The organism is Burkholderia arboris (assembly GCF_038723655.1).
GTDB lineage: Bacteria > Pseudomonadota > Gammaproteobacteria > Burkholderiales > Burkholderiaceae > Burkholderia > Burkholderia arboris.
This window is the reverse complement of record NZ_CP109822.1, coordinates 2,310,627-2,334,335: the sequence shown is the minus strand read 5'-3', so window position 1 is coordinate 2,334,335 and position 23,709 is coordinate 2,310,627. Positions and strand designations below refer to the sequence as shown.

General features: G+C 64.3%; 13 protein-coding genes. 10 read left to right on the top strand and 3 right to left on the bottom strand.

What is annotated here, in order from left to right; translation table 11 throughout:
* Positions 1-7 precede the first annotated feature (7 nt).
* The 3 genes from nirB to OHZ10_RS27720 are packed head-to-tail and all read left to right on the top strand — an operon-like array spanning position 8 to position 7,185.
* Positions 8-2,605 (top strand): nitrite reductase large subunit NirB, encoded by a 2,598-nt coding sequence (gene nirB, locus OHZ10_RS27730; protein WP_059240375.1) that lies wholly within the window; start codon positions 8-10, stop codon positions 2,603-2,605.
* A 31-nt stretch (positions 2,606-2,636) separates the two neighbouring features.
* Positions 2,637-2,981 (top strand): nitrite reductase small subunit NirD, encoded by a 345-nt coding sequence (nirD, locus tag OHZ10_RS27725; protein WP_342704984.1) that lies wholly within the window; start codon positions 2,637-2,639, stop codon positions 2,979-2,981.
* Between the two features lie 16 nt (positions 2,982-2,997).
* Positions 2,998-7,185, top strand: coding sequence for a bifunctional nitrate reductase/sulfite reductase flavoprotein subunit alpha (locus OHZ10_RS27720; RefSeq protein ID WP_342704983.1), 4,188 nt, complete (start codon positions 2,998-3,000; stop codon positions 7,183-7,185).
* 282 nt (positions 7,186-7,467) lie between these two features.
* On the opposite strand, the gene OHZ10_RS27715 is transcribed toward OHZ10_RS27720, so the two are convergent.
* Positions 7,468-8,244: an SDR family oxidoreductase gene (locus OHZ10_RS27715; protein WP_342704981.1), complete on the bottom strand. Its 777-nt coding sequence runs from the start codon at positions 8,242-8,244 to the stop codon at positions 7,468-7,470.
* Between the two features lie 4 nt (positions 8,245-8,248).
* On the bottom strand, positions 8,249-8,686 hold the full coding sequence (locus OHZ10_RS27710) for a heme-binding protein (RefSeq protein ID WP_342704980.1): 438 nt from the start codon (positions 8,684-8,686) through the stop codon (positions 8,249-8,251).
* Between the two features lie 96 nt (positions 8,687-8,782).
* Between OHZ10_RS27710 and OHZ10_RS27705 the strand changes: the two genes are divergently transcribed.
* The 4 genes from OHZ10_RS27705 to OHZ10_RS27690 all read left to right on the top strand — a co-directional run bounded on the left by OHZ10_RS27705 (position 8,783) and on the right by OHZ10_RS27690 (position 20,213).
* Positions 8,783-9,697 carry a LysR family transcriptional regulator gene (locus OHZ10_RS27705; protein WP_342705995.1) on the top strand — a complete coding sequence of 305 codons (915 nt, stop codon included), beginning with the start codon at positions 8,783-8,785 and terminating at the stop codon, positions 9,695-9,697.
* Between the two features lie 79 nt (positions 9,698-9,776).
* Entirely contained in the window at positions 9,777-10,211 is a 435-nt protein-coding gene (locus tag OHZ10_RS27700) for a hypothetical protein (protein ID WP_342704979.1), read from the top strand.
* 356 nt (positions 10,212-10,567) lie between these two features.
* Entirely contained in the window at positions 10,568-19,927 is a 9,360-nt protein-coding gene (locus tag OHZ10_RS27695; protein WP_342704978.1) for a hemagglutinin repeat-containing protein, read from the top strand.
* Between the two features lie 4 nt (positions 19,928-19,931).
* Positions 19,932-20,213 carry a hypothetical protein gene (locus OHZ10_RS27690; RefSeq protein ID WP_342704977.1) on the top strand — a complete coding sequence of 94 codons (282 nt, stop codon included), beginning with the start codon at positions 19,932-19,934 and terminating at the stop codon, positions 20,211-20,213.
* 170 nt (positions 20,214-20,383) lie between these two features.
* Here OHZ10_RS27690 and OHZ10_RS27685 read toward each other — a convergent pair whose 3' ends face one another.
* Positions 20,384-20,704, bottom strand: coding sequence for a hypothetical protein (locus OHZ10_RS27685; protein ID WP_256086299.1), 321 nt, complete (start codon positions 20,702-20,704; stop codon positions 20,384-20,386).
* Between the two features lie 23 nt (positions 20,705-20,727).
* Here OHZ10_RS27685 and OHZ10_RS27680 point away from each other — a divergent pair, with 23 nt between their 5' ends.
* The 3 genes from OHZ10_RS27680 to OHZ10_RS27670 are packed head-to-tail and all read left to right on the top strand — an operon-like array spanning position 20,728 to position 23,707.
* Complete coding sequence (locus OHZ10_RS27680; protein ID WP_342704976.1) at positions 20,728-22,167, top strand: UbiA family prenyltransferase; 1,440 nt, start codon at positions 20,728-20,730, stop codon at positions 22,165-22,167.
* A gap of 14 nt (positions 22,168-22,181) precedes the next feature.
* Positions 22,182-23,372 (top strand): hypothetical protein, encoded by a 1,191-nt coding sequence (locus tag OHZ10_RS27675; RefSeq protein ID WP_342704975.1) that lies wholly within the window; start codon positions 22,182-22,184, stop codon positions 23,370-23,372.
* Positions 23,369-23,707, top strand: coding sequence for a small multidrug resistance protein (locus tag OHZ10_RS27670; RefSeq protein WP_342704974.1), 339 nt, complete (start codon positions 23,369-23,371; stop codon positions 23,705-23,707). Before OHZ10_RS27675 ends, OHZ10_RS27670 begins: the two co-directional genes overlap by 4 nt.
* Positions 23,708-23,709 lie beyond the last annotated feature (2 nt).

The following is a 23,709-nucleotide window of genomic DNA, read 5'->3' as shown; positions in this document are numbered from 1 at the left end:
CGTCACCATGAAACTCATCGTCATCGGCCACGGCATGGTCGGCCACAAGCTCCTCGAATGCGTCGCGGCGGAAGCCGGTGCGGCGGGCGCGCTGCAGGTCACCGTGCTCGGCGAGGAGCCGCGTCCGGCCTACGATCGCGTGCACCTGTCGGAATTTTTCTCGGGCAAGTCGGCGGACGACCTGTCGCTCGTCGAACCGGGCTTCTTCGAGCGTCATCCGCAGTTCGACCTGCGCCTGAACGCGCAGGTCGCATCGATCGACCGCGCCGCGCATACGGTCACGCTCGCGTCGGGCGAAACGCTGGCCTACGACAAGCTGGTGCTCGCGACGGGCTCGCGCCCGTTCGTGCCGCCGATGCCGGGGCACGATCGCGCAGGCTGTTTCGTGTACCGGACGATCGAGGATCTCGAAGCGATGCAGGCGTGCGGCACGCACGCGAAGCGCGGCGTCGTGATCGGCGGCGGGCTGCTCGGCCTCGAATGCGCGAAGGCGCTGCGTGACATGGGGCTCGACACGCACGTCGTCGAATTCGCACCGCGGCTGATGGCCGTCCAGGTCGACGACGGCGGCGGCCGGATGCTGCGCGCGAAGATCGAGGCGCTCGGCGTGACCGTGCATACGGGCAAGAACACGCTCGAAATCGTCGACGGTGAGGAGGGTACGCACCGGATGGCGTTCGCCGACGGCACGCACCTCGACGCCGACATGATCGTGTTCTCGGCCGGCATCCGTGCCCGCGACGAACTGGCCCGCGCATGCGGGCTCGACACCGGCCCGCGCGGCGGCGTCGCGATCGACGACGCCTGCCGCACGAGCGATGCCGACATCTATGCGATCGGCGAATGCGCGGCATGGAACGGCATGGTGTATGGCCTCGTCGCGCCCGGCTACGACATGGCGCGTGTGGTCGCGAAGCAGCTCGCCGGTGACGCGAACGACGCAACCGGCGCCGCGTTTGCGGGCGCCGACATGAGCACGAAGCTGAAGCTGATGGGCGTCGACGTCGCGAGCATCGGCGACGCGCACGGCACGACGGCCGGCAGCCGCACCTACCAGTACGCGGACGAGCGCCGCCAGGTCTACAAGAAGCTCGTGGTGTCCGACTGCGGCAAGTTCCTGCACGGCGCGGTGATGGTCGGCGACGCGGCCGAGTACGGCACGCTGCTGCAGATGATGCTGAACCGCATCGAGCTGCCCGAGTCGCCCGAATTCCTGATCCTGCCGTCGTCGGACGGCGTCGCGAAGCCGGCGATCGGCGTCGACGCGCTGCCGGACGGTGCCCAGATCTGCTCGTGCAACAACGTGTCGAAGTCGCAGATCTGCACGGCGGTCGCGGACGGCGCGACGAGCCTCGGCGCGCTGAAGACGTGCACGGGCGCCGGCACGTCGTGCGGCGGCTGCGTGCCGCTCGTCACGCAGATCATGAAGGCCGAGATGAAGAAGCAGGGCCTCGCGGTCAACAACCATCTGTGCGAGCACTTCCCGCATTCGCGCCAGGAGCTGTTCCACCTGATCCGCGTCGAGCGCATCACGACGTTCGACGAACTGCTCGCGAAGCACGGCCACGGGCTCGGCTGCGACGTGTGCAAGCCGGCCGTCGCGGGCATCCTCGCGTCGTGCTTCAACGAGTTCGTGCTGAAGAAGGAACATGCGGGGCTGCAGGATTCGAACGACTACTACCTCGCGAACATCCAGCGCGACGGCACGTACTCGGTCGTGCCGCGCATGCCGGGCGGCGAAGTCACGCCGGAAGGGCTGATCGCCGTCGGCCAGGTCGCGAAGAAGTACGGCCTGTACACGAAGATCACGGGCGGCCAGCGCGTCGACCTGTTCGGCGCGCGCGTCGAGCAACTGCCGTCGATCTGGGAGGAGCTGATCGAGGCCGGCTTCGAATCGGGGCACGCGTACGGCAAGGCGCTGCGCACCGTGAAGTCGTGCGTCGGGTCGACGTGGTGTCGCTATGGCGTCGACGATTCGGTCGGCCTCGCGATCGACCTGGAGAATCGCTACAAGGGGCTGCGCGCGCCGCACAAGATCAAGTTCGGCGTATCGGGCTGCACGCGCGAGTGCGCTGAAGCGCAGGGCAAGGACGTCGGCATCATCGCGACCGAAAAAGGCTGGAACCTGTACGTGTGCGGCAACGGCGGGATGAAGCCGCGCCACGCGGAACTGCTCGCGTCCGATCTCGACCGCGCGACGCTGCTCCGCTACATCGACCGTTTCCTGATGTTCTACGTGCGCACGGCCGACCGGTTGCAGCGCACCAGCGTGTGGCGCGACAACCTCGAAGGCGGCCTCGACTACCTGACCGACGTCGTCGTGCACGACCGGCTCGGGATCGGCGCCGAACTCGAAGCCGACATGCAGCACGTGGTCGACACCTACGAGTGCGAATGGAAGAAGGCCGTCACCGATCCCGATACGCGCAAGCGCTTCCGCCACTTCGTGAACAGCGACGCGCCGGACACGACGATCGAATTCGTCGAGACGCGCGGCCAGATCCGGCCCGCGACGCCCGGCGAGCGCGCGGGCGGCAAGCCCGTGCCGATTCCCGTCGTCGCGGAAAGCGCGACGCAAGCCGTGACCGAACCCGCAACCGCCTGACCGATACCCGCATCACTTCAAGGAGCCCATCATGAACGATCGTCTTCCGCTGTCCTGGACCCGCGTGTGCCCGCTCGACGACATCGTGCCGAACACCGGCGTGTGCGCGCTCGTCAACGGCGAGCAGGTCGCGGTATTTCACGTCGTGCATGCCGACGGCGGCGTGTTCGCGATCGACAACGTCGATCCGGTATCGCAGGCGGCCGTGATGTCGCGCGGGCTGATCGGCAGCCTCGGCGAGCGTGTCGTCGTCGCGTCGCCGCTGTACAAGCAGCATTTCGACCTGCGCACCGGCGAATGCCTGGAAGCGCCCGAGCAGTCGGTGAGCGCGTATCCGTCGCGGGTCGAGGACGGTTTCGTGTGGATCGCGGCCTGACCGTCCCGGAGCGCGCATGACCGCCACCCCCGTCAAGAGCGTGTGCCCGTACTGCGGCGTCGGCTGCGGCATGGTGCTGCACGTCGAGGATGGCGAAGTCGTCAAGGTATCCGGCGACTCCGACCATCCGACCAACTTCGGGCGGCTGTGCACGAAGGGTTCGTCGGCGCACGTCGCGCTGCGCCGCTCCGGGCGGCTCGACCGTGCGTTCGTGCGCCGCGCACGCGAGGACGACCTCGTGCCGCTGCCGGCGCGCGACGCGATCGCCGAAACCGCGCGCCGCCTGCGGGCGGTGCTCGATACGCACGGGCCCGACGCGCTGTCGTTCTACGTGTCGGGGCAGATGTCGATCGAGGCGCAATACCTCGTCAACAAGCTCGCGAAGGGCTTCGTCGGCACCAACAACATCGAGTCGAACTCGCGTCTCTGCATGGCGAGCGCGAGCACCGGCTACAAGCAGTCGCTCGGCGCGGACGGCCCGCCCGGGTCGTATCAGGACTTCGATCGCGCGAACCTGTTCTTCGTGATCGGCGCAAACATGGCCGACTGTCACCCGATCCTGTTCCTGCGGATGATGGATCGCGTGAAGGCCGGCGCCAAGCTGATCGTCGTCGATCCGCGCCGCACCGGCACCGCCGACAAGGCCGACCTGTTCCTGCAGATCCGGCCGGGCACCGATCTCGCGCTGACCAACGGGCTGCTGCACCTGCTGCATGCGAACGGCCGCACCGATGCCGCGTTCATCGACGCGTACACGGAAGGCTGGGACGCGATGCCCGCGTTTCTCGCCGACTACACGCCCGAGCGCGTCGCGGCGATCACGGGGCTCGCGGAAGCCGACCTGCGCACGGCCGCGCAATGGATCGGCGACGCGCAGGAGTGGATGAGCTGCTGGACGATGGGGCTCAACCAGAGCACGCACGGCGTGTGGAACACCAACGCGATCTGCAACCTGCATCTTGCAACGGGCAAGCTCTGCCGGCCGGGCAGCGGCCCGTTCTCGCTGACCGGCCAGCCGAACGCGATGGGCGGCCGCGAGATGGGCTACATGGGTCCGGGCTTGCCAGGCCAGCGCTCGGTGCTGTCCGACGACGACCGGCGCTTCGTCGAGCACCTGTGGCGCGTGCCGGCCGGCACGCTGCGCAAGGACACCGGCAAGGGCACGGTCGACCTGTTCGAACGCATGGCGGCCGGCGACATCAAGGCGTGCTGGATCGTCTGCACGAACCCGGTCGCGACCGTGCCGAACCGGCAGAACGTGATCGCCGGGCTGCAGGCCGCGGAACTCGTGATCGCGCAGGACGCGTTCCTCGACACCGAGACCAACCGCTACGCGGACATCCTGCTGCCGGGCGCGCTGTGGGCCGAAGGCGACGGCGTGATGATCAACTCCGAGCGCAACATGACGCTGATGCGTGCGGCGGTCGCGCCGCCCGGCGACGCGCTGCCCGACTGGCGCATCGTCGCGGAAGTCGCGCGCGCGATGGGCTTCGGCGATGCATTCGACTATGCGTCGGCGGCCGACGTGTTCGACGAGATCGTGCGGTTCTCGAATCCGGCGACCGGCTACGACCTGCGCGGCGCGAGCCACGCGGCGCTGCGCGACGGCCCGGTGCAATGGCCGGTCGCGCCGGGCACCGCGCGCGAGCGGCACCCGGTCCGCTACCTGAACGACGGCGTGAGCCAGACACGGCGCCCGGCCGCCGACGGCAACGATGCCCCGCGCATCGCGTTCCCGACGCCGTCGGGCAAGGCGCGCTTCTTCGCGCGGCCGCACGTCGATCCGGCCGAGCTGCCCGACGACACGTTCCCGATCGTGCTGAACACCGGGCGGCTGCAGCATCAATGGCACACGATGACGAAGACGGGCAAGGTCGCGATGCTGAACAAGCTGAACCCGCGCCCGTTCGTCGAGCTGCACCCGGACGATGCGAGCGCGCTCGGCATTGCCGCGAAGGACAGCGTCGAGATCCGTTCGGCGCGCGGCCGTGCGGTATTGCCGGCCGTCGTGACCGAACGCGTGCAGCGCGGCAACTGCTTTGCCCCGATGCACTGGAACGACGTGTACGGCGACGACCTGTGCATCAACGCGGTGACGAACGACGCGATCGACCCGGAATCGCAGCAACCCGAACTGAAATATTGCGCGGTCGCGCTGCGGCGCGTCGACACGGACGCGTTCGCATCCGCCGACGACGAAACGGCGCAACCCGATGCCTGCGCCGACGACGTGCGGCCCGCGCCGGCGACGGTGCAGGCCACTGCTTCACAGGAATCCGACATGGCAGACATCGACACTTTCGCGGCCGCGCTCGGCGTCGCCGATCTCGCGCCGCCGCCGTTGACCGACACGGAACGGTTGTACGTGGCGGGCCTCGTCAGCGGGCTGAAGGCGAGCGCCGGCCGGCGCGAGGGCAGCGTGCCCGTGCTGCCGGCCGCCGCCCCGCTGACGCCGCCGGTGCGGTTCTGGCTCGACGGGATGCTCGCGGGCCTGTTCAGCCGTTCGCTGCCTGCGCATTCGCCGGTGGCCGCGGCGGCCGCGCTGCCGGCCGACGCGGCCGCGTCCGGCGGCGTGCGGATCGTGCGCACGCGCCCGAAGGTCGTGCTGCTGTGGGCGTCGCAGACCGGCAACATCGAATCGCTGACCGAAGATTACGCGACGCAACTGATGAACGCGGGCTTCGAGATTCGCACCGCGTGCATGTCCGACTATCCGATTGCGTCGCTCGCCGGTGCGCAATACGTGCTGCTGATGACGAGCACGTTCGGCGACGGCGATGCACCCGACAACGGTACCGAGTTCTGGGATGCACTGCAGGCCGGCAGTGCCGCGCGCCTCGACGGCGTGCACTTCGCGGTGCTCGCGTTCGGCGATCGCAACTACGACCAGTTCTGCGGCCACGGCCGCCGGCTCGACGCGCGGCTCGCGGAGCTCGGCGCGGCCCGCCTGTGCGCGCGTGTCGATTGCGACGTGGAATTCCAGCGCGACGCCGACCAGTGGCTCGAGCGCGTCGTCGCGCGGATCAAGGAGGCCGATGCCGCGCTGCACGCGGTGCCGTCCGGCGGGATGAGCCCGTCGGGGCTGCTGCCGACGAAGGCGCATCCGGCGCCGTCGAAGCTCGTTGCGAACCTGCGGCTGAACCGTCCGGGCGCCGCGAAAGATACGCGCTACGTGTCGTTGTCGACCGAAGGCGCGAACCTCGAATACGAAACCGGCGACGCGCTCGGCGTGTGGCCGACCAACTGCCCGGAGCTGGTCGACGAGCTGCTTTCCGTCACCGCGCTGAAGGCCGATGCGCCGGTGTCGATCGCGGGCGTCGGCGACGTGCGCCTCGGCGATGCGCTCGCGCGTCACTTCGACATCACGCGCCCGCATCCGGACACGCTCGCGTTCATCGCGTCGCGCAGCGCGAACGGCGCGCTGAAGTCGCTGCTCGGCGACGACCGCAAGGGCGACCTGAAGCAGTGGCTGTGGGGGCAGCAGCTCGCGGACGTGCTGCACGAATTCCCGGTCGAGCTGTCGGGCACGGAGCTGGTCGGGATGCTGAAGCGCATGCAGCCGCGCCTGTATTCGATCGCGTCGAGCCCGAGCGCGCACCAGGGCGAGATCCACCTGACCGTGTCGGCCGTGCGCTATCACAACGGCCGGCGTGCGCGCAAAGGCGTTGCGTCGACGTTCCTCGCCGATCGCGCGGACGACGGCCGCGTGCCCGTGTTCGTGCAGAAGTCCGCGCACTTCCGGCCGCCGGTGAACGGCGACGTGCCGATCGTGATGGTCGGCCCCGGCACCGGCGTCGCACCGTTCCGCGGCTTCCTGCACGAGCGGCAGGCGCGCGGCGCGCGCGGGCGCAACTGGCTGTTCTTTGGCGAGCAGCATGCGCAGACCGACTTCTACTACGGCGACGAACTGGGCACGATGCACGACAGCGGCTTCCTCACGCGGCTCGATCTCGCGTTCTCGCGCGACCAGGCCGACAAGATCTACGTGCAGGACCGGATGCGCGAGCAGGGTGCGGAACTGTTCGCGTGGCTGGAGGAGGGGGCGCACTTCTACGTGTGCGGCGACGCCGCCCGGATGGCCAAGGACGTCGATATGGCGCTGAAGGCCGTCGTTGCCGAACACGGCGGCATGTCGGACGAGGCCGCGAACGACTACGTCGCGCGGCTTTCGAAGGCACGGCGCTACATGCGGGACGTGTACTGAACGCGGGCGGCACGGCTTGACGCGGCCCGCCGGCAGGCGGGCCCGGCTTCGGCAACGCGTGGGCCTGCGACGGTCGGGGGCGGGAGGGCCGTCGACGGCGAACGCTTCCAGTACACGAGCGCTGCGATCCTGTCGTCGTCGGCTGATCTCGCGCGCGTCAGCATCGACGATGCCGGCACGGCCCGCAAGACGGCCGACACGTTACCGCGCACCGCGGAGTGCGCCCACCCGCGCGGCGGGCCCGGCGTTCCGTCGTGACCCGCCGGCCGCCGCCGGATCGCATCACTGCTGACGGTCCCACGCGCGCGCCTGTTCGGCACGGACGAACGCTTCCGACGACTGCGGCAACAGGTTGCGGAACGCGCCGCCGTCGCTTGCGATCACGTCGACCATCTTCGCGATCATCTCTTCCGGATCGTGCTGCTCGAGCGGGAACGTCAGCCGCTCGGGCGTCACGGTATGCACGGCCGGATCGTGCCAGCGCCGCGTCGTTTCCATCATCCGGTCGTTGAAGCCCGTGCTGTACGGGCCGGGGTTCACGACCGCGACACGGATCCCGTGCGGCGCCAGCTCCGCGTGCATCGCCTCGGCGATCGATTCGACCGCATGCTTCGACGCGCAATAGGCACCCGTGAACGGCCCCGTGATGAGGCCCGCGATCGACGACACGAACACGATCTTGCCGTGCCGGCGCGCGAGCATCCCGCGCGCGATTTGCTGCGTGAGTTCGAGCGGCCCGAACACGTTGACGTCGAACAGGTCGCGGACGATCCTGGCCGGCAGATCGACGAGCGCGCCGGCTTCGCCGACGCCCGCGTTGTTCACGAGTACGTCGACGTCGAGCTCGGCCGCGCGGGCGCGATCGTGGGCCGACGTGACGTCGAGCTCGATGGCGCGCAGCGCGGTGCCGCGTTGCGCGGCGGCGGCTGTCAGGTCGTCGATCTCGGCGGCGACGCGCACGCCGGCCGTCACGTCGTGACCGCGTTCGGCGAGCCGCAGCGCGACTTCGCGACCGAAGCCGGTGCCTGCGCCGGTAATGAGGATGCGTTTCTGTGCCATGTGATTACCTCGTGGTGTGAAGGGTTGCATGAAAGCGGTCGACGCAGTGTCGGGCGATCGCGGTGTCATCGTCGACGCTGCCGCCCGACACGCCGATCGCGCCGACGCAGCGGCCGCTGCCGTTGACGAGCGGTTCGCCGCCGCCGAACGTGACGAGCCCGCCGTGGCTGTGCTCGATCCCGCGCAGCGGGCCGTCGCCCGACATCGCGCCGAGTGCGTCGGTCGATGCGCGGAAGCGGACGGCCGTCAGCGCCTTGCGCTGCGCGAGATCGATTGCCCCGAGAAAACAGTCGTCGGTGCGCACGAACGCGAGCAGGTTCGCGCCGGCATCGACGATTGCGATGGCGACGCCGGCGACCTGCAGCGACGCCGCATGCGCGAGTGCTGCGTCGATCGTGCGGCGGGCGGCTGCGAGCGGCAGCGAGGCGGTAAGCGGATCCATTCGAAGCTCCGGTGGGACGACAGGCCCTAGTGTAGGCAGCCTCGGTATATGGGAGAATCCGTATTCCGCTCGAAAGAGTTTCAAGTTTTTCTAATGATGAGCCGACGCGATCCGATGGCCGGGCTGCACGTGTTCATGACGGTCGCGACGGCCGGCAACTTCACGCGGGCGGCCGCCGCGCTCGGCCTGACGCCGGCTGCCGTCAGCCTCGCGATCGGGCAACTCGAGGGCGAGCTGAACGTGAAGCTGTTCAATCGCAGCACGCGCGGCGTGAGCCTGACGGAAGCCGGGCAGCGCTATTGGCGGCAGACGGAGCCCGCATACCGGCAGGTCATGCAGGCGCGTGACGAGGTGAAAGATGCGCGCAGCGAGCCGAGCGGCGTGTTGCGCGTGACCGCGCTGCCGCTGGCGCGTGCGCTCGTGATCGCGCCGGTGCTGGCCGTATTCCGCGAGCGCTATCCGAAAGTGCGGCTGGAGATCCGCTACGAGAACGAGCTGGTCGATATCGCGAAGGACGGGGTCGACGCGGGGATTCGCCTCGCCGACCGGCTGCAGCCGGGGACGATCGGCGTGCGGATCGCGCCGGCGCTTTCGTGCGCGCTGGTCGCGTCGCCCGGTTATCTGGCGCGGTACGGGACGCCTGCTTCGATCGCCGAGCTAGAAACTCATGCCTGTATCCGCTTCCGGTTTTCGGAGAGCGGGCGGCTGCACAAATGGCTGCTGCACGACGGGCGCCGCGATGTCGATCTCGATCCGGAAGGTGTATTCGTGACGAACGATGCCGATGCGGTGATCGACGCGGCGCGCGCAGGTGTCGGGATTGCTTTTGCGTTCATGCGCGAACGGATCGAGCAGGACCTGCGCGACGGCACGCTTGTCGAGGTGTTGCCGGGCGTGTGCCGGACGCTGCCGCCGATGTGGCTGTACTACGTGAATCGCAAGCACGTGCCGGCGAAGCTGCGCGCGTTCATCGACGTGCTGCGGGAGCGTGACGGGGCCGGCGCGGCGTAATCCTTTCGCTAGCCGGCTGCGGCGATCGGTCCGGCGGCGCATGATGGCGGCTCCATCCACGAAAGCATGGAGTCGCGTCATGACGGCATTTCCTCATTTCCCGGTTTGTACCTTGATGATCGCCGCCACGCTGGCTGCCGCTGCGCTCTGCAGCGCACCGGCCGTCGGCCAGACGTCGACCGTACCCGCAGGTTCGGCTGCGGCGACGCCCGACAACGCGGTACTGCTGACCGTTTTCCTCAAGCACGATCAGTCGCGCCCGCTTGCGGAGCTGAATGCGCAGCTTGCGAAGCAGGGCTTCTACAAGGCGTTTCCGCCGCCGGGCGTCGAAGTGGTGAGCTGGACCGTGACGATGGGGATCGGGCAGATCGTCGTGCTGCGCTTGCCGGCGTCGCGGCTGCGAGAAGTCAATCGGGTGCTCGAGGATACGGCGTGGGGCGCGTATCGGACGGAGTTCTATCCGACTTACGACTACAAGGCGATCGGGTTGGGGGAGCATGAGCGGGCTAAGTGAGGTTGCGCGTGCTTGCTGCGTCGTCCCGCAAGCATGCAAACCGAGTCCGAATCTCCCGATGCGGCGAATTGTCTGCAACACATTTTAACTGTTTCCCGATTATCGCCACGCAGTGTGATATCGGGCGGATTCTTATCGGTGGCGAAGTAAATCGAGATTCAATACTGGCGAATTATGATTAATTGCAGTCAAAACAGAATGAATTAATTTGAGATAGAGAGGGAGTCGGAATTATCCCAAAAATACATTACTTCACATCCTTACAATGCTTGGCAATTGTTGACAGTCACCCTATGGTTTGCTGACGACTATGTTGCTAACGTTCATCGATCTGAAAAGAAGTCCAATAAAGAACGATGAATCAGAAGACCTACCGTCTGGTGTATTCCGGACTCCGGGGAATGGTGGTGGCTGTTGAAGAGACGGCTACTGCTTCGGGGAAAACAGCGTCCGGCGAGCGCCGTGGCGGCCGCCGTGCGCTTGGTGGTTCGGGCTGGCTGATCGCGGCCGCATCACTGGCCGGCGTGCCTTCGCTTGCGCCGGCGCAGATCGTACCGACGCCGGGCGCGCCCACCCACGTGATCCAGACGCAGAACGGGTTGCCGCAGGTGAATATCGCCAGGCCCTCCGGCGCTGGTGTATCGGTCAATACCTATAACCAGTTCGACGTTCAGAAGAACGGCGCGCTCCTGAATAACTCGCCGACGCTCGTCAATACGCAGCAGGCTGGTTATATCAACGGGAATCCGAATTTCGGGCCCGGCCAGTCGGCGCGGATCATCGTCAACCAGGTGAACAGCGCGAACCCGTCGCAGCTTCGCGGTTATGTCGAAGTCGCCGGAAATCGAGCGGAAGTGGTGCTGGCCAACCCGGCCGGTATCGTCGTCGACGGCGGCGGTTTCATCAATACATCGCGCGCCACGCTGACGACCGGGCAGCCTTACTACGGCGCGGACGGTTCGCTCGCCGGCTACAACGTCAATCGCGGCCTCGTTACCGTGCAGGGCGCGGGGCTCAATGCGGCGAACGTCGACCAGGTCGACATCATTGCCCGCGCCGTGCAGGCGAATGCGGCGATCTACGCGAAGAACCTGAACGTCGTCGCCGGAGCTAACCAGGTCAATCACGACACGCTGGCAGCGACGCCGATCCAGGGCGACGGCGCCGCGCCGGGCGTCGCGATCGACGTCAGCCAGCTCGGCGGGATGTACAGCGACCGGATTTATCTGGTCGGCACCGAAAGTGGCGTCGGCGTGAGTAACGCCGGCACGATCGCGGCCCAGGCCGGCGACATGACGCTGCAGTCGAACGGCCGGCTCGTGTTGACCGGCAAGACCACGGCGACCGGCAATCTCGCGATGTCGGCGGCGGGCGGTATCGACAACAGCGGCACGGTCTATGCGCAGCAATCGGTATCGGCGAACACGGTGGCCGATCTCGTAAACAGTGGCACGTTCGCTGCGCAACAGCGCACGACGATTGTGGCGGGCTCGGTGAACTCGACCGGCACGCTCGGCTCGGGCGTGAACAACGACGGCGCTGTCGGGCACAGCGGCGACCTGAACGTCACGACGTCGGGACAACTGACGGCGACCGGCCAGAACCTGGCCGGCGGCGATGCGTCGCTTACCGGTGGCAGCGTGAATCTTGCCGGCAGCCGGACGGCTGCGAACGGTGCGCTCGCGTTGAACGCGACGGCGGGCGACCTCAACCTGTCGGACGCGAAGACGAGTGCGCAGGGTGCCATTACGGCGAATGCGACCGGTACGCTTGTCAACGATCGCGGCAGCGTGTCGAGCGACAGCGGCATCACGCTCAGGGGCGGCAACGTATCGAACCAGGGCGGCAAGGTGTCGGCGCAAAGCTCGCTGTCCGTGCAGGCGGCCGGGCAGCTCGCCAACCAGTCGGGCACGTTCGTGTCGCAAGCTGCCGCGGAGGTGCGCGGCGGCTCGATCCTGAACAACCAGGGCATGATCCAGAGCGCCGCCGGGATGACAGTGGCCGGTGGGACGCTGGACAACTCCGGCGGGCGCGTCACGTCGCTGAATGGCGATGGGTTATCGGTGACGACGACGGGGCTGCTGACGAATGCGGGTGGTACGACGGCGGGTGGCGTGCAGGGTGGCGTGATGGGTGGCAACGGCGACGTCACGCTCCAGGCTGGCCAGTTGGTCAATCACGGTACGGTGACCGCTCGGCAGGATCTTCGCGCGACGAGCCAGTCGCTCGATAACGGCGGCGGCACGCTGTCGGCCGGGCGGAATGCGAACATCGATGCCGGCGCAGCACTGACGAACGCCGCCGGCAGTATCGCCGCGGGTCAGGCGGCGACCATCAAGGCGACGTCGCTCGACAACGGTGGCGGTTTCATCAACGCGGCGCAACTGGCACTGACTGCGGGCGATCTGGCGAACCGCGGCGGGTCGATCACGCAAACCGGCACGGGCGCCATGCTCACGGCTGTCTCCGGGACGTTCGACAACACCCGCGGCACGCTGGAAACCAACAGCACCGATCTGAATCTTTCGCCGACCGCGCTGGTCAACGACCAGGGCAAGATCGCGCACGCCGGCAGCGGCACGTTGTCGATCGCGACCGGCACGCTGTCGAACAACGGCGGGCAGATCGCGACGAACGGTGCACTCGCGCTGCAAGCGGCCGCGCTGTCGAACCGGGCCGGAACCTTGAGTGCGCAGCGGCAGGCTTCCGTTGCCGTCCAGTCGCTGGACAATCGCTCGGGAGGCTACGTCGGAGCCGACAGCGTCACGCTGAATGCACAGGGCCGGATCGATAACGGCGGCGGCACGATCGAGGCGAACAACGGGCTGACGGTGGCGGCCGACAGTCTCGCGAACGATACGGGTTCGATCAAGAACATCGGTGCGAGCAGCCTGAGCATGACGTCGACGAACGCGTTGTCGAACACGGCCGGCGGCACGATCGGCGGCAATGGCGACGTGTCGGTCCTGGCTGGCGGCATCGACAACTCGAACGGCTCGCTGTTGTCGGCGCAGATGCTTACGCTGAAGTCGAATGGCGCGTTGACGAACACCGCCGGCCTGATTCAGGCCAACGGCAACCTGGACGTTCATGCCCAAGGGACGATCCGCAATACCGGCGGTCAGATCGAGGCGAACGATGCGACATCGACGCTGGCGCTTTCCGGCAGCAGCATCGACAACAGCGATGGCCGGATCGTCAACGTCGGGACAGGTGCGACGACGATCGACGGCGGTGCATCGATCACGAACGGCAATGCGGCCGGCAAGCCCGGCGCGGGCGTGATAGGCGGCAACGGCGATGTGACGGTCACCGCGCAATCGCTGGCGAATACCCAGGGTGCCCAGGTGCTGGCGGGCCGCGATCTGATGCTCGCCGTTGCCAACCGGCTCGACAATTCGAACGGCGTACTGTCCGCTGCGGACAATGCAACGCTGAACGGCCCGAACACGGTGCTCGTCAACCAGGCGGGGTCCATTCGCGCGAACGGCGCGCTAGGGCTGACCACCGCCTCGATCGACAACACGAGCGGCAAGATCGGCAACGACGCAGGTAGCGGCGGCAGTGTGGCGGTGAATACCGGTGCGCTGGTCAACCAGGGCGGCGCGATCGGCAGCGACCGGGACCTGACGCTGACAGCCGGCTCGCTGAGCGGTGACGGGTCGGTCGTCGCGGGCCGCAACGGCAGCGTGTCGCTCGCAAGCGATTACACCCATACCGCCGCGAACAAACTGCACGCGAACGGCGATTTGACGTTCTCGACGTCGGGCAAGCTGACGAACCAGGGCTCACTCGACGCCAACGGCGCGCTGACCGTCAACGCAACCAGTGTCGACAACCAGGCGGGCGCCGATCTGAACTCGGCGAACACGACCGTCAATGTGAATGGCGGAACGATCGACAACGCGGGCCGAATCGAGGGCGACACGGTCACGACGAACAGCGCGACGCTGAACAATACGGCGACGATCATCGGCCGCGACGTCACGCTGAATGCTGGCGTCATCTCGAATGTCGGGGCAGCGGCCGTGATCGCTGCAGCCAATCGGGCGAACCTGTACGCGTCGAACCGGTTGTCGAACACCGGCGGGGCGAGCATCTTCAGCGTCGGCGACATCAACATCGCGGCGAACGGCCAGCGAGACGCCGATGGGTTCCTCGCCAATCGAGCGCCGACGGTGCTGAACGACCAGTCGTCGATCGAGGCGCTGGGCAGCGTCGAACTGGCGGCCGATACCTTCACGAATACGCGCCCGGCTCCCGTGGTCCACACCGAGACGACCAGCGTCGACAAGAAACACGAGACGAAGCGCAGCAAGTACATCGGTTGCCCGACCGGCAACGCGGCGCCGAATCACGGTGTTTGCTCCGATGCGACGTGGCGCGGGCCGTACAAGACGCCGCAGACCGCGACGTACTCGAGCAGCCAGCTCGTCTCCAGCACAAACGGCGACAATGCGGTCGATCGCGTGCTTGTCGTCAACGTCAACGGCCAGCCGCAGACGATCTACTACAACACGCTGACCGACAACGGCAACGGCACGCTCACGGCCGTCTACTGGGACGGCTACGACCCGCATGTCAACTACGATCCCGCCAGCGAATACGCGACCCGCAGCGACGGCCACAATGGCTACCAGCGCGTCGAGATCGCGCGCGACACCACGACGACGATCCAGCAGGACAAGGTAACGAGCCAGGCACAGCAGGCACAACTCGTCGCCGGCGGCAACATCGTCATGAAGAATGTCGGCACGATCAACAACGAATACAGTGCGATCTCGGCAGGCCGGTCAATCAAGATCGGCGATACGGACGTTGCCGGAAGCGCAGGCTCGGGCGGCTACGGTGGCACGACGGTCAATAACGTCGGGCAGACGCTGTATCAGCACCAGCGGGACGACATTGTCTCCACTTATGCGTGGAACGAGAACACCAGTTCGGACGTCGGCACGATCGTGCAGCCGTCGCGGGTGTACACGCCGGTCGCGATCGGCAATACCGGTGGCACGATCGTCGCGAACCAGTCGATCAACATCGATGCGAAGGACGTGAACAACCGCAACGTCGCAGCGGAAAACTCGGCGACGGGGGCGACCGGCGGCACGCTCGGAGCGAACCAGGCCAATGGCGGCGTGACCGGCACCGGGCAGTCGAAGGTCGGCCCCGCGACCGGGCAGAAGCCGGTCGACGCAGTGCAGTCGGTGGTGAGCCTGACCGGCGTGCTGCCCGACCTGAAGCTGCCGACGAGCGGCCTGTACTCGATCAATCCGGCACCCGGGCAGCCGTATCTGATCGTCACCGACCCGCGCCTCACGAGCTACACGAACTTTATCTCGAGCGATTACATGCTCGGCCAGCTCAACCTGAATCCGGCGAGCATCGAGAAGCGTCTCGGCGACGGCATGTATGAGCAGCAGATGGTGCGCAACCAGATCACGCAATTGACTGGGCGCACGTTCCTGCCGGGCTATACGAGCGCCGAGGACGAGTATCGCGCGCTGATGACGAGCGGCGCGAATTACGCGAAGCAGTTCGGCATGATGCCGGGGATGGCGCTGTCCGCCGCGCAGATGGACGCGCTGACGAGCGACATCGTGTGGCTCGTGAACCAGACCGTGACGCTGCCGGACGGCAGTACGACGCAGGTGCTCGCGCCGATCGTGTATCTGGCGAAGACGCATGCGAACGATCTACAACCGACCGGCGCGTTGATCGCGGCCGACGACGTCGAGATCCGCGCAGCCGGCAGTACGACGAACAGCGGCGTGATCAAGGGCGGCACGAAGACGGTCGTGACCGCGACGGACATCCTGAATCGCGGCGGCACGATCGCAAGCGGCGGGACGCACGGCACGACGGTGGTGTCGGCGAGCAACGACGTCGTGAACGCGTCGGGGCAGATTACCGGCAACCGGGTGGCGGTGCTGGCCGGGCGGGATGTGCTCAATACGACGCTGGTGGATACGGTCGGCGTCAGCGGGACAGCCGGCGCGAGCAAGGTGAGCCAGAGTCTGATCGGCCAGCAAGGGACGATCGCGTCGACGGGAGATCTCGTCGTGCAAGCCGGACGGGATCTGTCGATTCATGGCGCGAATCTTTCGGCGGACGGTGATGCGCTCGTGACGGCCGGGCGCGATATCAACGTCGATACGGTTCAGTCGAAGACGGATCAGTCGTTGTATCTGAACGACCAGCATCATTGGGAAGAGTCGACGACGACGCATGTGACAAGCGGTGTCGGCGCGAACGCCAACCTGACGATGCAAAGCGGCAACGATGCGTCGCTCAAGGGAGCGACCGTGGCGGCCGGGAAGGATCTGTCGGTCGTGGCGGGCGGGAATCTGACGGCGACGGCGGTAACCGACGAGCATCAACTGAACAACGTCGCGGTCGACGGCCGTGCGCGCAAGGAGGTCGATCGCACATACGATCAGCAGGCCGTCGGGACGACCTTCAGTGCCGGCCAGAATGCCACACTCGGGGCAGTCAACAGGACTGACGCGACCAAGGGCAACGTGACGTTGACCGGTTCGTCGGTGACAGCCGGTACGACCGCAGAGACGCCTGGTGGTGTGACGATCGCGGCGTCCAGGGACGTGACAATCACCGAAGCCCGCGAAGAGCACGACAGCTATCAGAACGTGCAGGTCAAGCGTGGCAGTTTCGTGTCGGGTACGGCGACGAAAGAATCGCACGATACGCGCGCGAATATCGGCGTGGCGAGCACGGTGTCCGGCGATACGGTGCAGATCCAGGCGGGCAGGGATCTCACGGTTCAGGGCAGCAACATCGTCGGCACGAACGATGTAAAGCTGGGCGCAGCGAACAACGTCGCGATCAGGACTTCTCAGGATACCGTCCAGTCGGCGAACAGCTACGAGAAGAAGGAATCCGGGTTCATGTCGAACGGCGGGATGTCCGTATCGGTCGGCACGCGTTCGATGTCGGATCAGCAGCATTCGACAGACGTTAGTAACACGGGCAGCATGGTCGGTTCGCTGAACGGGGATCTGACGGTCGCGGCGGGCAACGACCTGCACGTAACTGGTAGCACGCTGCACGCGGGCAATGACGCGAACCTCGCCGGTAAGACCGTCAAGATCGATGCTGCGACCGATACGACGAATTTTGCGGAGCAACAGCAGTTCCGCCAATCCGGATTGACGGTGGGCGTGACGAATCCGGTTGTCGCTGCGGTACAGACGGGCCGGCAAATGGCGAACGCGGCGCAGAGCGTGGGCGGCGATCCGCGCTTGCTTGCACTCGCGGCGGCCACAACGGGGCTTGCGGCGAAGAATACCTATGACGCGGTGAAAGCGGTCGGTGGCAATCCGGTGACGGCGGCGGCCAGTGTCGGCATCAACGTATCGGTTGGGGCGAGCAAGAGTGACAGCCAGACACAGGCACAGTCGAGCACGGCGGTGGGGAGCACGGTGTCGGCGGGTCGGAATGTGACGATCGCGGCGGCTGGTGCCGGCAAGGACAGCAATATCGACGTGATCGGCAGCACGATCTCGGCAGGCAAGAACGCGATGCTTGCCGCCGAAGGCGATGTGAATCTTCAAGCGGCTCGGAATACGAGCAGTCAGCACAGTACGAATAGTGGGTCGAGCGCTTCGGTAGGTGTTTCGTTCACCGTTGGCGCAAAGACTGGGGTTGCGCTCACGGCAGGAGTGGCGGGGAATCGTGGTAACGCTGACGGTGATTCGTCGACATCGACGAATACGCGCGTAACCGCAGGCAACCAACTCACCATTCAGTCAGGTGGAGATACGAATCTGAAGGGCGCGGTCGCATCTGGCAAGCAGGTGGTTGCGGACGTTGGCGGCAACCTGAACATTGAAAGCCTGCAGGACAAGGATCGCTACGATTCGAAGCAGCAGAACGCAGGCGTATCGGTGACCGTGTGTCCCCCGCCGTGCGTATCGAGCGTGGCAGGCAACGTCGGCCAGACGAAGATGAGCAGCGACTACGCCAGCGCGACCGAGCAATCGGGGATCAAGGCGGGCGATGGCGGTTTCCAGGTCGATGTGAAGGGCAATACCGATCTCAAGGGCGGCGTAATCGCGAGCAGCGACAAGGCTGTGCTGGACGGTGTGAACAGTCTGACTACGGCGACGCTGACGCATAGCGATATCGAAAACCATGCGTCGTACGATGCCTCGCAAGTCGCGCTGAGCGGTGGCTACAGCTTCGGTGGGGATAGCGGTTCGGGGGGCAACAAGAGCGGCCTTGGTAAGGACCAGAAGGGCAAGGCCGACAATGTGAATCCAGTTCCCGGGACCGAGTTGCCGAAGGGGGATGGTGGATTCTCGGCAGCGCCCCCAGTTGCGCTGGGGGCATCGGGTGACGCGAATTCGACCACGCGAAGCGGGATCAGCGGCGGCGCGTTGACGATTCGTGACGATTCAGCGCAACAGCAACTCACCGGTCAGTCCGCCGCTGAGACGGTCGCGAGCATCAATCGGGATACATCGAATACCGGTGGCGCACTTGCGCCGATCTTCGACAAGGGGAAAATTCAGGCCGGGTTCGATATTACGAGTCAGTTCATCAATCAGGTCGGGACGTTTGTTACGAATCGTGCTGCGGAAGCCGATGCGGCGAAGGTAGCCGCGAGTGACCCGAAGTTGACGCCGGATCAACGCGCGGCAGCGCAGAAGCATGTTGACGAACTGAATGCCAATTGGGGGCCGAGTGGTACTTATCGTCAAGTCCTGACAGCCTTGTCGGTGGCTGCGGGCGGCAATGTTACGGGGGGCGTTGGTCAATTCGCACAGAACGCTACGATTGCCTACCTGCAGGAACTCGGCACGAATCAAGTGAAGCAGATTGCTGACAACCTTGGCAGCGAAGAGGCTCGTGCCGGCCTTCACGCAATTGTCGGATGTGCGGGTGCAGCTGCCAGCAGCCAGAGTTGCGGTACGGCTGCAATGGGAGCGGCAACGAGTTCGGTACTGGGAAGTTTGCTCGCACCGTCAGGCAATTTGTCTGCATCGGAGCGTGAAGCGCGTGACAGTTTGGTGTCTAGTCTGGTTGCGGGGATTGCCGCGCTATCGAATCAGGATGTTGCAACCGCGACCGGCGCAGGCAAGATTGAGACTGAGAATAATCAACTCTCGCTTCCGGGCGGCAAGCAGCAAAATCCAGTAGTAGTGGATCTGGTAAGAAAATACTGTAGCGCCACTACGCCGTGTTCGGATGCTAAATTAAAAGAGATACTCAAGGCGCAGGCAGAGCTATCTCAGGAGGTCAATAAGTATGCGACGAACGCAGTAATTGCAGGAGGCTCTGTTGCTGCAATTGCAGGTGCTGTAATTGCTGGTCCTGGGGTGATCGAGGCATATAAGGCCGGGCAGGCAGCATATTCGTTGACTACTGGAGCTTTAACTGGCGCGGCCGTGTCTGGAGGGTTTTATACAATTCCTGCTTTTGTGAAATCGGATTTCTCGTCGATTCAGGCGTTTTACGAATCATTTGGTCGGAATTTTTCACCGATCGGATTTAGTGTTGCTGCAACGGTCGGGGCGTATAATGGCGTCTTGACTGTATCGATGCTTAACTGGGCTGGGGTTGCAAATTCACTCACGAGTTTTGGAACAATTCCTGGTTTTGTTATAAACGCCAATAAGATCGCGATAAGTCAGACTGCGGGGCGAGCGGCTCAGGCCGCGGCTCAGCCTGAAAATACGTTGCAGAAGCAAAAGGAGTAGATCTATGATCGATGGTCTATGGAGTGGTCTTTTGGGTGGATTTTTGGGGCCTGTTGTTGCAAAAATTATCGGGAAATTCTCATATTGGAAGGTTTTTGTTTTTATGCTGGTGTGTATTTATATTTTCATATTCTCGGTTGCAATATTTAAGTCTGGAGTTGAGAAGGGGTTTTCGACTGCGGTGGCAATTTCTTTGGGGATACCAGGGGCATTGGTGCCAATTGGATTTGCCGCGGTCTTTGCGTTTTGCGCTTTTCTTCAAGCGCGTTCGGGTAAGAAGGGTTGATTTTTTTTGATGGGTAAGGTGCTTGAAAATAAATTGTAAAATAGATGAAGGTGTGTTTGTAATAGATCGGAGGGGCTGATCTCGCGGATTTTTCCGATAAATACCGTGTGATCGTGGTGAGGTCTCCGGAGGAGGCAATTACCGTCAGTGAGCAGGCAGCGCGATGAGGTTCACTTGTTGCTCGCATGGAAGGAGAGGTTGGGGGTAGCCCGCAATTCAAAGCGTGCATTGGTTGCGTGCCGGATGGTGCAGATCCGCCGTTGGATGTGGATGCTGCACACGAAAATAACGTGTCCGAAATCGAGGTTATCCGACATAAATTGTCTGCGCATGACGCTTTCATTGTTGCGGCCTGGCTGCAACTGGATGAGCGAGGGGGCGTGAAATTTCCGGGTGATTTTGACGAAATGGTCGGAGCGGATGCGCTGTGTGACTGTTGCTTCTCCGGCGTGAGATAGAAATGGGTCGATGGTGAATCGAGCGGTCGTCATCGACACTGAATGAAACAGATTAAATGCGAGAGACCCAAAAACTACCACTTGTCGTCGACCTCGACGGCACGCTGACGCTATCCGATACCTTGCTGGAGTCCGTTATCCGCGTCGTCAGGCGTAAGCCTTCGAACCTGCTACGCTTGCCTTTCTGGCTCGCCGGCGGGCGTGTTGCATTCAAGGCGAAAGTGGCGGAACACGCAGATTTTCGAGCGGAGATGCTCCCGTATCGCGAGCCGCTTGTTGATTATCTCGCGCACGAGCGCGAAAGCGGCCGCAGGATCGTGCTGGCGACCGCGGCGCATCGCTCGATCGCCGAGCGTGTGAATGCGCATCTGGGCCTGTTCGACCTCGTCATCGCTTCGCGTGGCGAAATGGGCCTCAAGGGCGAGACAAAGCTCGCTGATATTCGCACACAGGTGGGCGACGATTTCGTTTATGCGGGCGACAGCAAAGCCGACCTGCCGATATGGGCAGGCGCGAAGGGTGCCATTCTGGCTGGCGTGACATCCGACGTTGCGGCTGATGTCCGGAGCCGCATTCCGATCGAACACGAATTTTCATATGTGCGTGCAGGCTTCGCCACATGGTGCAAAGCGCTACGTGTCCACCAGTGGCTGAAAAACCTGTTGCTGTTCGTTCCGCTGTTGACTGCATTTGCGTTCCTCGACACCGACAAGGTTGCCACACTCGCGCTCGCCTTCCTGTCGATGTCACTCGGCGCGTCCGCCACCTACATCGGCAACGATCTCTGGGATCTGGACAACGATCGCCGACACCCTCGCAAGCGCAACCGCGCATTCGCAAGTGGCACGCTGTCGATTGTGCAGGGGCTCGGTTGCGCGGCACTGCTGCTGACTCTGGCATTTGCGCTGGCATTCGTGGTGTCGCCCGAATTTGCCGGCATGTTTGCGCTCTATCTGCTGCTCACGACCGCATACAGTTGGCGCCTGAAATCGATCGTGCTGCTCGATGTCGTCGTGTTGTCATTGCTGTACACATATCGAATCATCGCCGGAGCCGTCGCTGCGGAAATCACGGTCAGCCGCTGGTTGCTCGCGTTTTCCGTATTTGCGTTCCTGAGCCTCGCGCTTGTAAAGCGCTGCTCCGAGCTGGTGCTTTTGCGTCAGCACAACAAACGCGCTTCGGCGGGCCGCGATTACCGCGTGGGCGATCTCGAAGTGCTGTGGCCGTTCGGTATCGGCGCATCGCTTGCCGCAGTGGTCGTCTTCGGCCTCTTCATCAACGCCCCTGAAACCGCGGCACGCTATGCGATTCCGCACTTGCTCTGGTTCGTGCAGATCGGCCTGATCTACTTGTTCGGGCGACTCTGGATCACCACGGTGCGCGGCGCGATGCACGACGATCCGATCGTTCATATCCTCGAAAACCGCGGCAGCTTCACCATGCTTTGCGTCATGGTGACGATCGTGCTGGCCGCTCACTTCCTGCCGGCGCCGTAAACGGCGACAACCCTATGACGGAAAAGAACCAAAACCGGGTGCGAGCCTTCTGCCGTTTCGCCATTGTCTACGTGCTGCTGTTCATCTGCGCCGGAAACATCACGAACAGCATGCTGTTGAAATGGGGTTTCCGCGACGATCAGAAGGGCGACTTTGCAACGAGCTACAGCCTCGTCGGCATGATGAACGGCGACGCACCGAAGCCTTATGTCTACCGGTCGTCGTTTCCGAGTGCCGCCAAGTGGATTGCCGGGCAGCTTGACCAAACTAGGCAGGGCAAGCTGTTCAAATCGATCAAACGACATGACTCACTGCGCAACGCCTACTTCACGAGCGTTCCGGAAGAATACTGGACGCCTGTCACGGCGCTCGTCTATCACGTGACGTATATCGCAATCGTGCTGTCGACCCTCTTTGCGCTTCTGCTGATCTATAAGCTGGCCAGGCTGCATGGACTGGGCTTCGGGCATTCCGTCGGCTTTCTGGCTGCGTTCAGTTTCGTCTATCCGTTGACGTTTCAGCAGGGCGGCTACTACTACGATTTCTTTGAACTGCTCGGCGTGCTGGGTGCGTGCTACTTCCTGATCAAGAGGCGAATGCTGGCATGCACGCTGATGATTGCCGTCTTCTCCCTGAACAAGGAAACGTTCTTTCTCGTACCGCTCGCGTTGTTCCTGTTGCACGAGCGGGACGTCGCAATGTCGAAGCGCGTTGCGTGGCTCGTGCTGCAGCTTGGGATCTGCATCGCGACCCGGCAGTTCATCATGAGCGGATACAGTGAAAACGCTGGTGGATTCGTCGAATATCACGTGTGGGACAACCTGAAGTTCTGGGTGAATCCCAAGTCCTATTTGTCCTTCTACAACCTCATCGGCAAAGGCATCTTCACGCCGAGTCTGGAAAATCCGCTGATGCTCGTGCCACTTGCCGTGTTCTTCCGGGCGGCCTGGCGAACGACGCCGGCGCGCTACCGAAGCTACTTCTTCGCGGCATTCCTGCCCGTGCTGGTGCTGTTCATCTTTTTCGGCTATCGGGACGAGGCGCGCAATTTCTCGGTCGTGTTTCCCGCGATCGTGTTGATTGCGCTGCACGGTGCGAACCGGTTCAACGCAATTTTCAGCAGCAGTACAGAGACATCGGGTGACAGTCGTGTCTCGCCCAATCGTCGGGCGGATATCGCCGTGGCGACGGAGGCGGCCCGATGAACTGGCTGATCGTTGTCGCAAGTGGCGTGTTCGGCGGGCTCGCCAGCGTATTGCTCAGGGTTGCCGCGCTCAAGGAAATCTCACTTGACGAGTCGGACGGTCTGCCATGGATTGCACGCGGTGCCGCCGTTGCCGCTTATGGCGTCGGGTTCGTGCTTTACGCGGCCGCATTGCGCAAGACAACCCTCGGCATTGCCTATCCCACCATGGTGGCGATCTCCATGCTCGTCGTGCTGTCGTTCACAGCAATTCATGAGCACCTATTGCGGCCGATGCAGGCGGCCGGCGCATTCGTCATCCTGATCGGCGTTTGGATGATCACGCGGTACGCGTAATC

Excerpts from the sequence above, each read along its gene's own strand:
- OHZ10_RS27675 (WP_342704975.1), top strand. The coding sequence starts at position 22,182 with ATGACGGAAAAGAACCAAAACCGGGTGCGAGCCTTCTGCCGTTTCGCC.
- OHZ10_RS27715 (WP_342704981.1), bottom strand. The coding sequence starts at position 8,244 with ATGGCACAGAAACGCATCCTCATTACCGGCGCAGGCACCGGCTTCGGT.
- OHZ10_RS27670 (WP_342704974.1), top strand. The coding sequence starts at position 23,369 with ATGAACTGGCTGATCGTTGTCGCAAGTGGCGTGTTCGGCGGGCTCGCC.
- nirB (WP_059240375.1), top strand. The coding sequence starts at position 8 with ATGAAACTCATCGTCATCGGCCACGGCATGGTCGGCCACAAGCTCCTC.
- OHZ10_RS27695 (WP_342704978.1), top strand. The coding sequence starts at position 10,568 with ATGAATCAGAAGACCTACCGTCTGGTGTATTCCGGACTCCGGGGAATG.
- OHZ10_RS27700 (WP_342704979.1), top strand. The coding sequence starts at position 9,777 with ATGACGGCATTTCCTCATTTCCCGGTTTGTACCTTGATGATCGCCGCC.
- OHZ10_RS27690 (WP_342704977.1), top strand. The coding sequence starts at position 19,932 with ATGATCGATGGTCTATGGAGTGGTCTTTTGGGTGGATTTTTGGGGCCT.
- OHZ10_RS27720 (WP_342704983.1), top strand. The coding sequence starts at position 2,998 with ATGACCGCCACCCCCGTCAAGAGCGTGTGCCCGTACTGCGGCGTCGGC.
- OHZ10_RS27705 (WP_342705995.1), top strand. The coding sequence starts at position 8,783 with ATGAGCCGACGCGATCCGATGGCCGGGCTGCACGTGTTCATGACGGTC.
- nirD (WP_342704984.1), top strand. The coding sequence starts at position 2,637 with ATGAACGATCGTCTTCCGCTGTCCTGGACCCGCGTGTGCCCGCTCGAC.
- OHZ10_RS27680 (WP_342704976.1), top strand. The coding sequence starts at position 20,728 with ATGCGAGAGACCCAAAAACTACCACTTGTCGTCGACCTCGACGGCACG.
- OHZ10_RS27685 (WP_256086299.1), bottom strand. The coding sequence starts at position 20,704 with ATGACGACCGCTCGATTCACCATCGACCCATTTCTATCTCACGCCGGA.
- OHZ10_RS27710 (WP_342704980.1), bottom strand. The coding sequence starts at position 8,686 with ATGGATCCGCTTACCGCCTCGCTGCCGCTCGCAGCCGCCCGCCGCACG.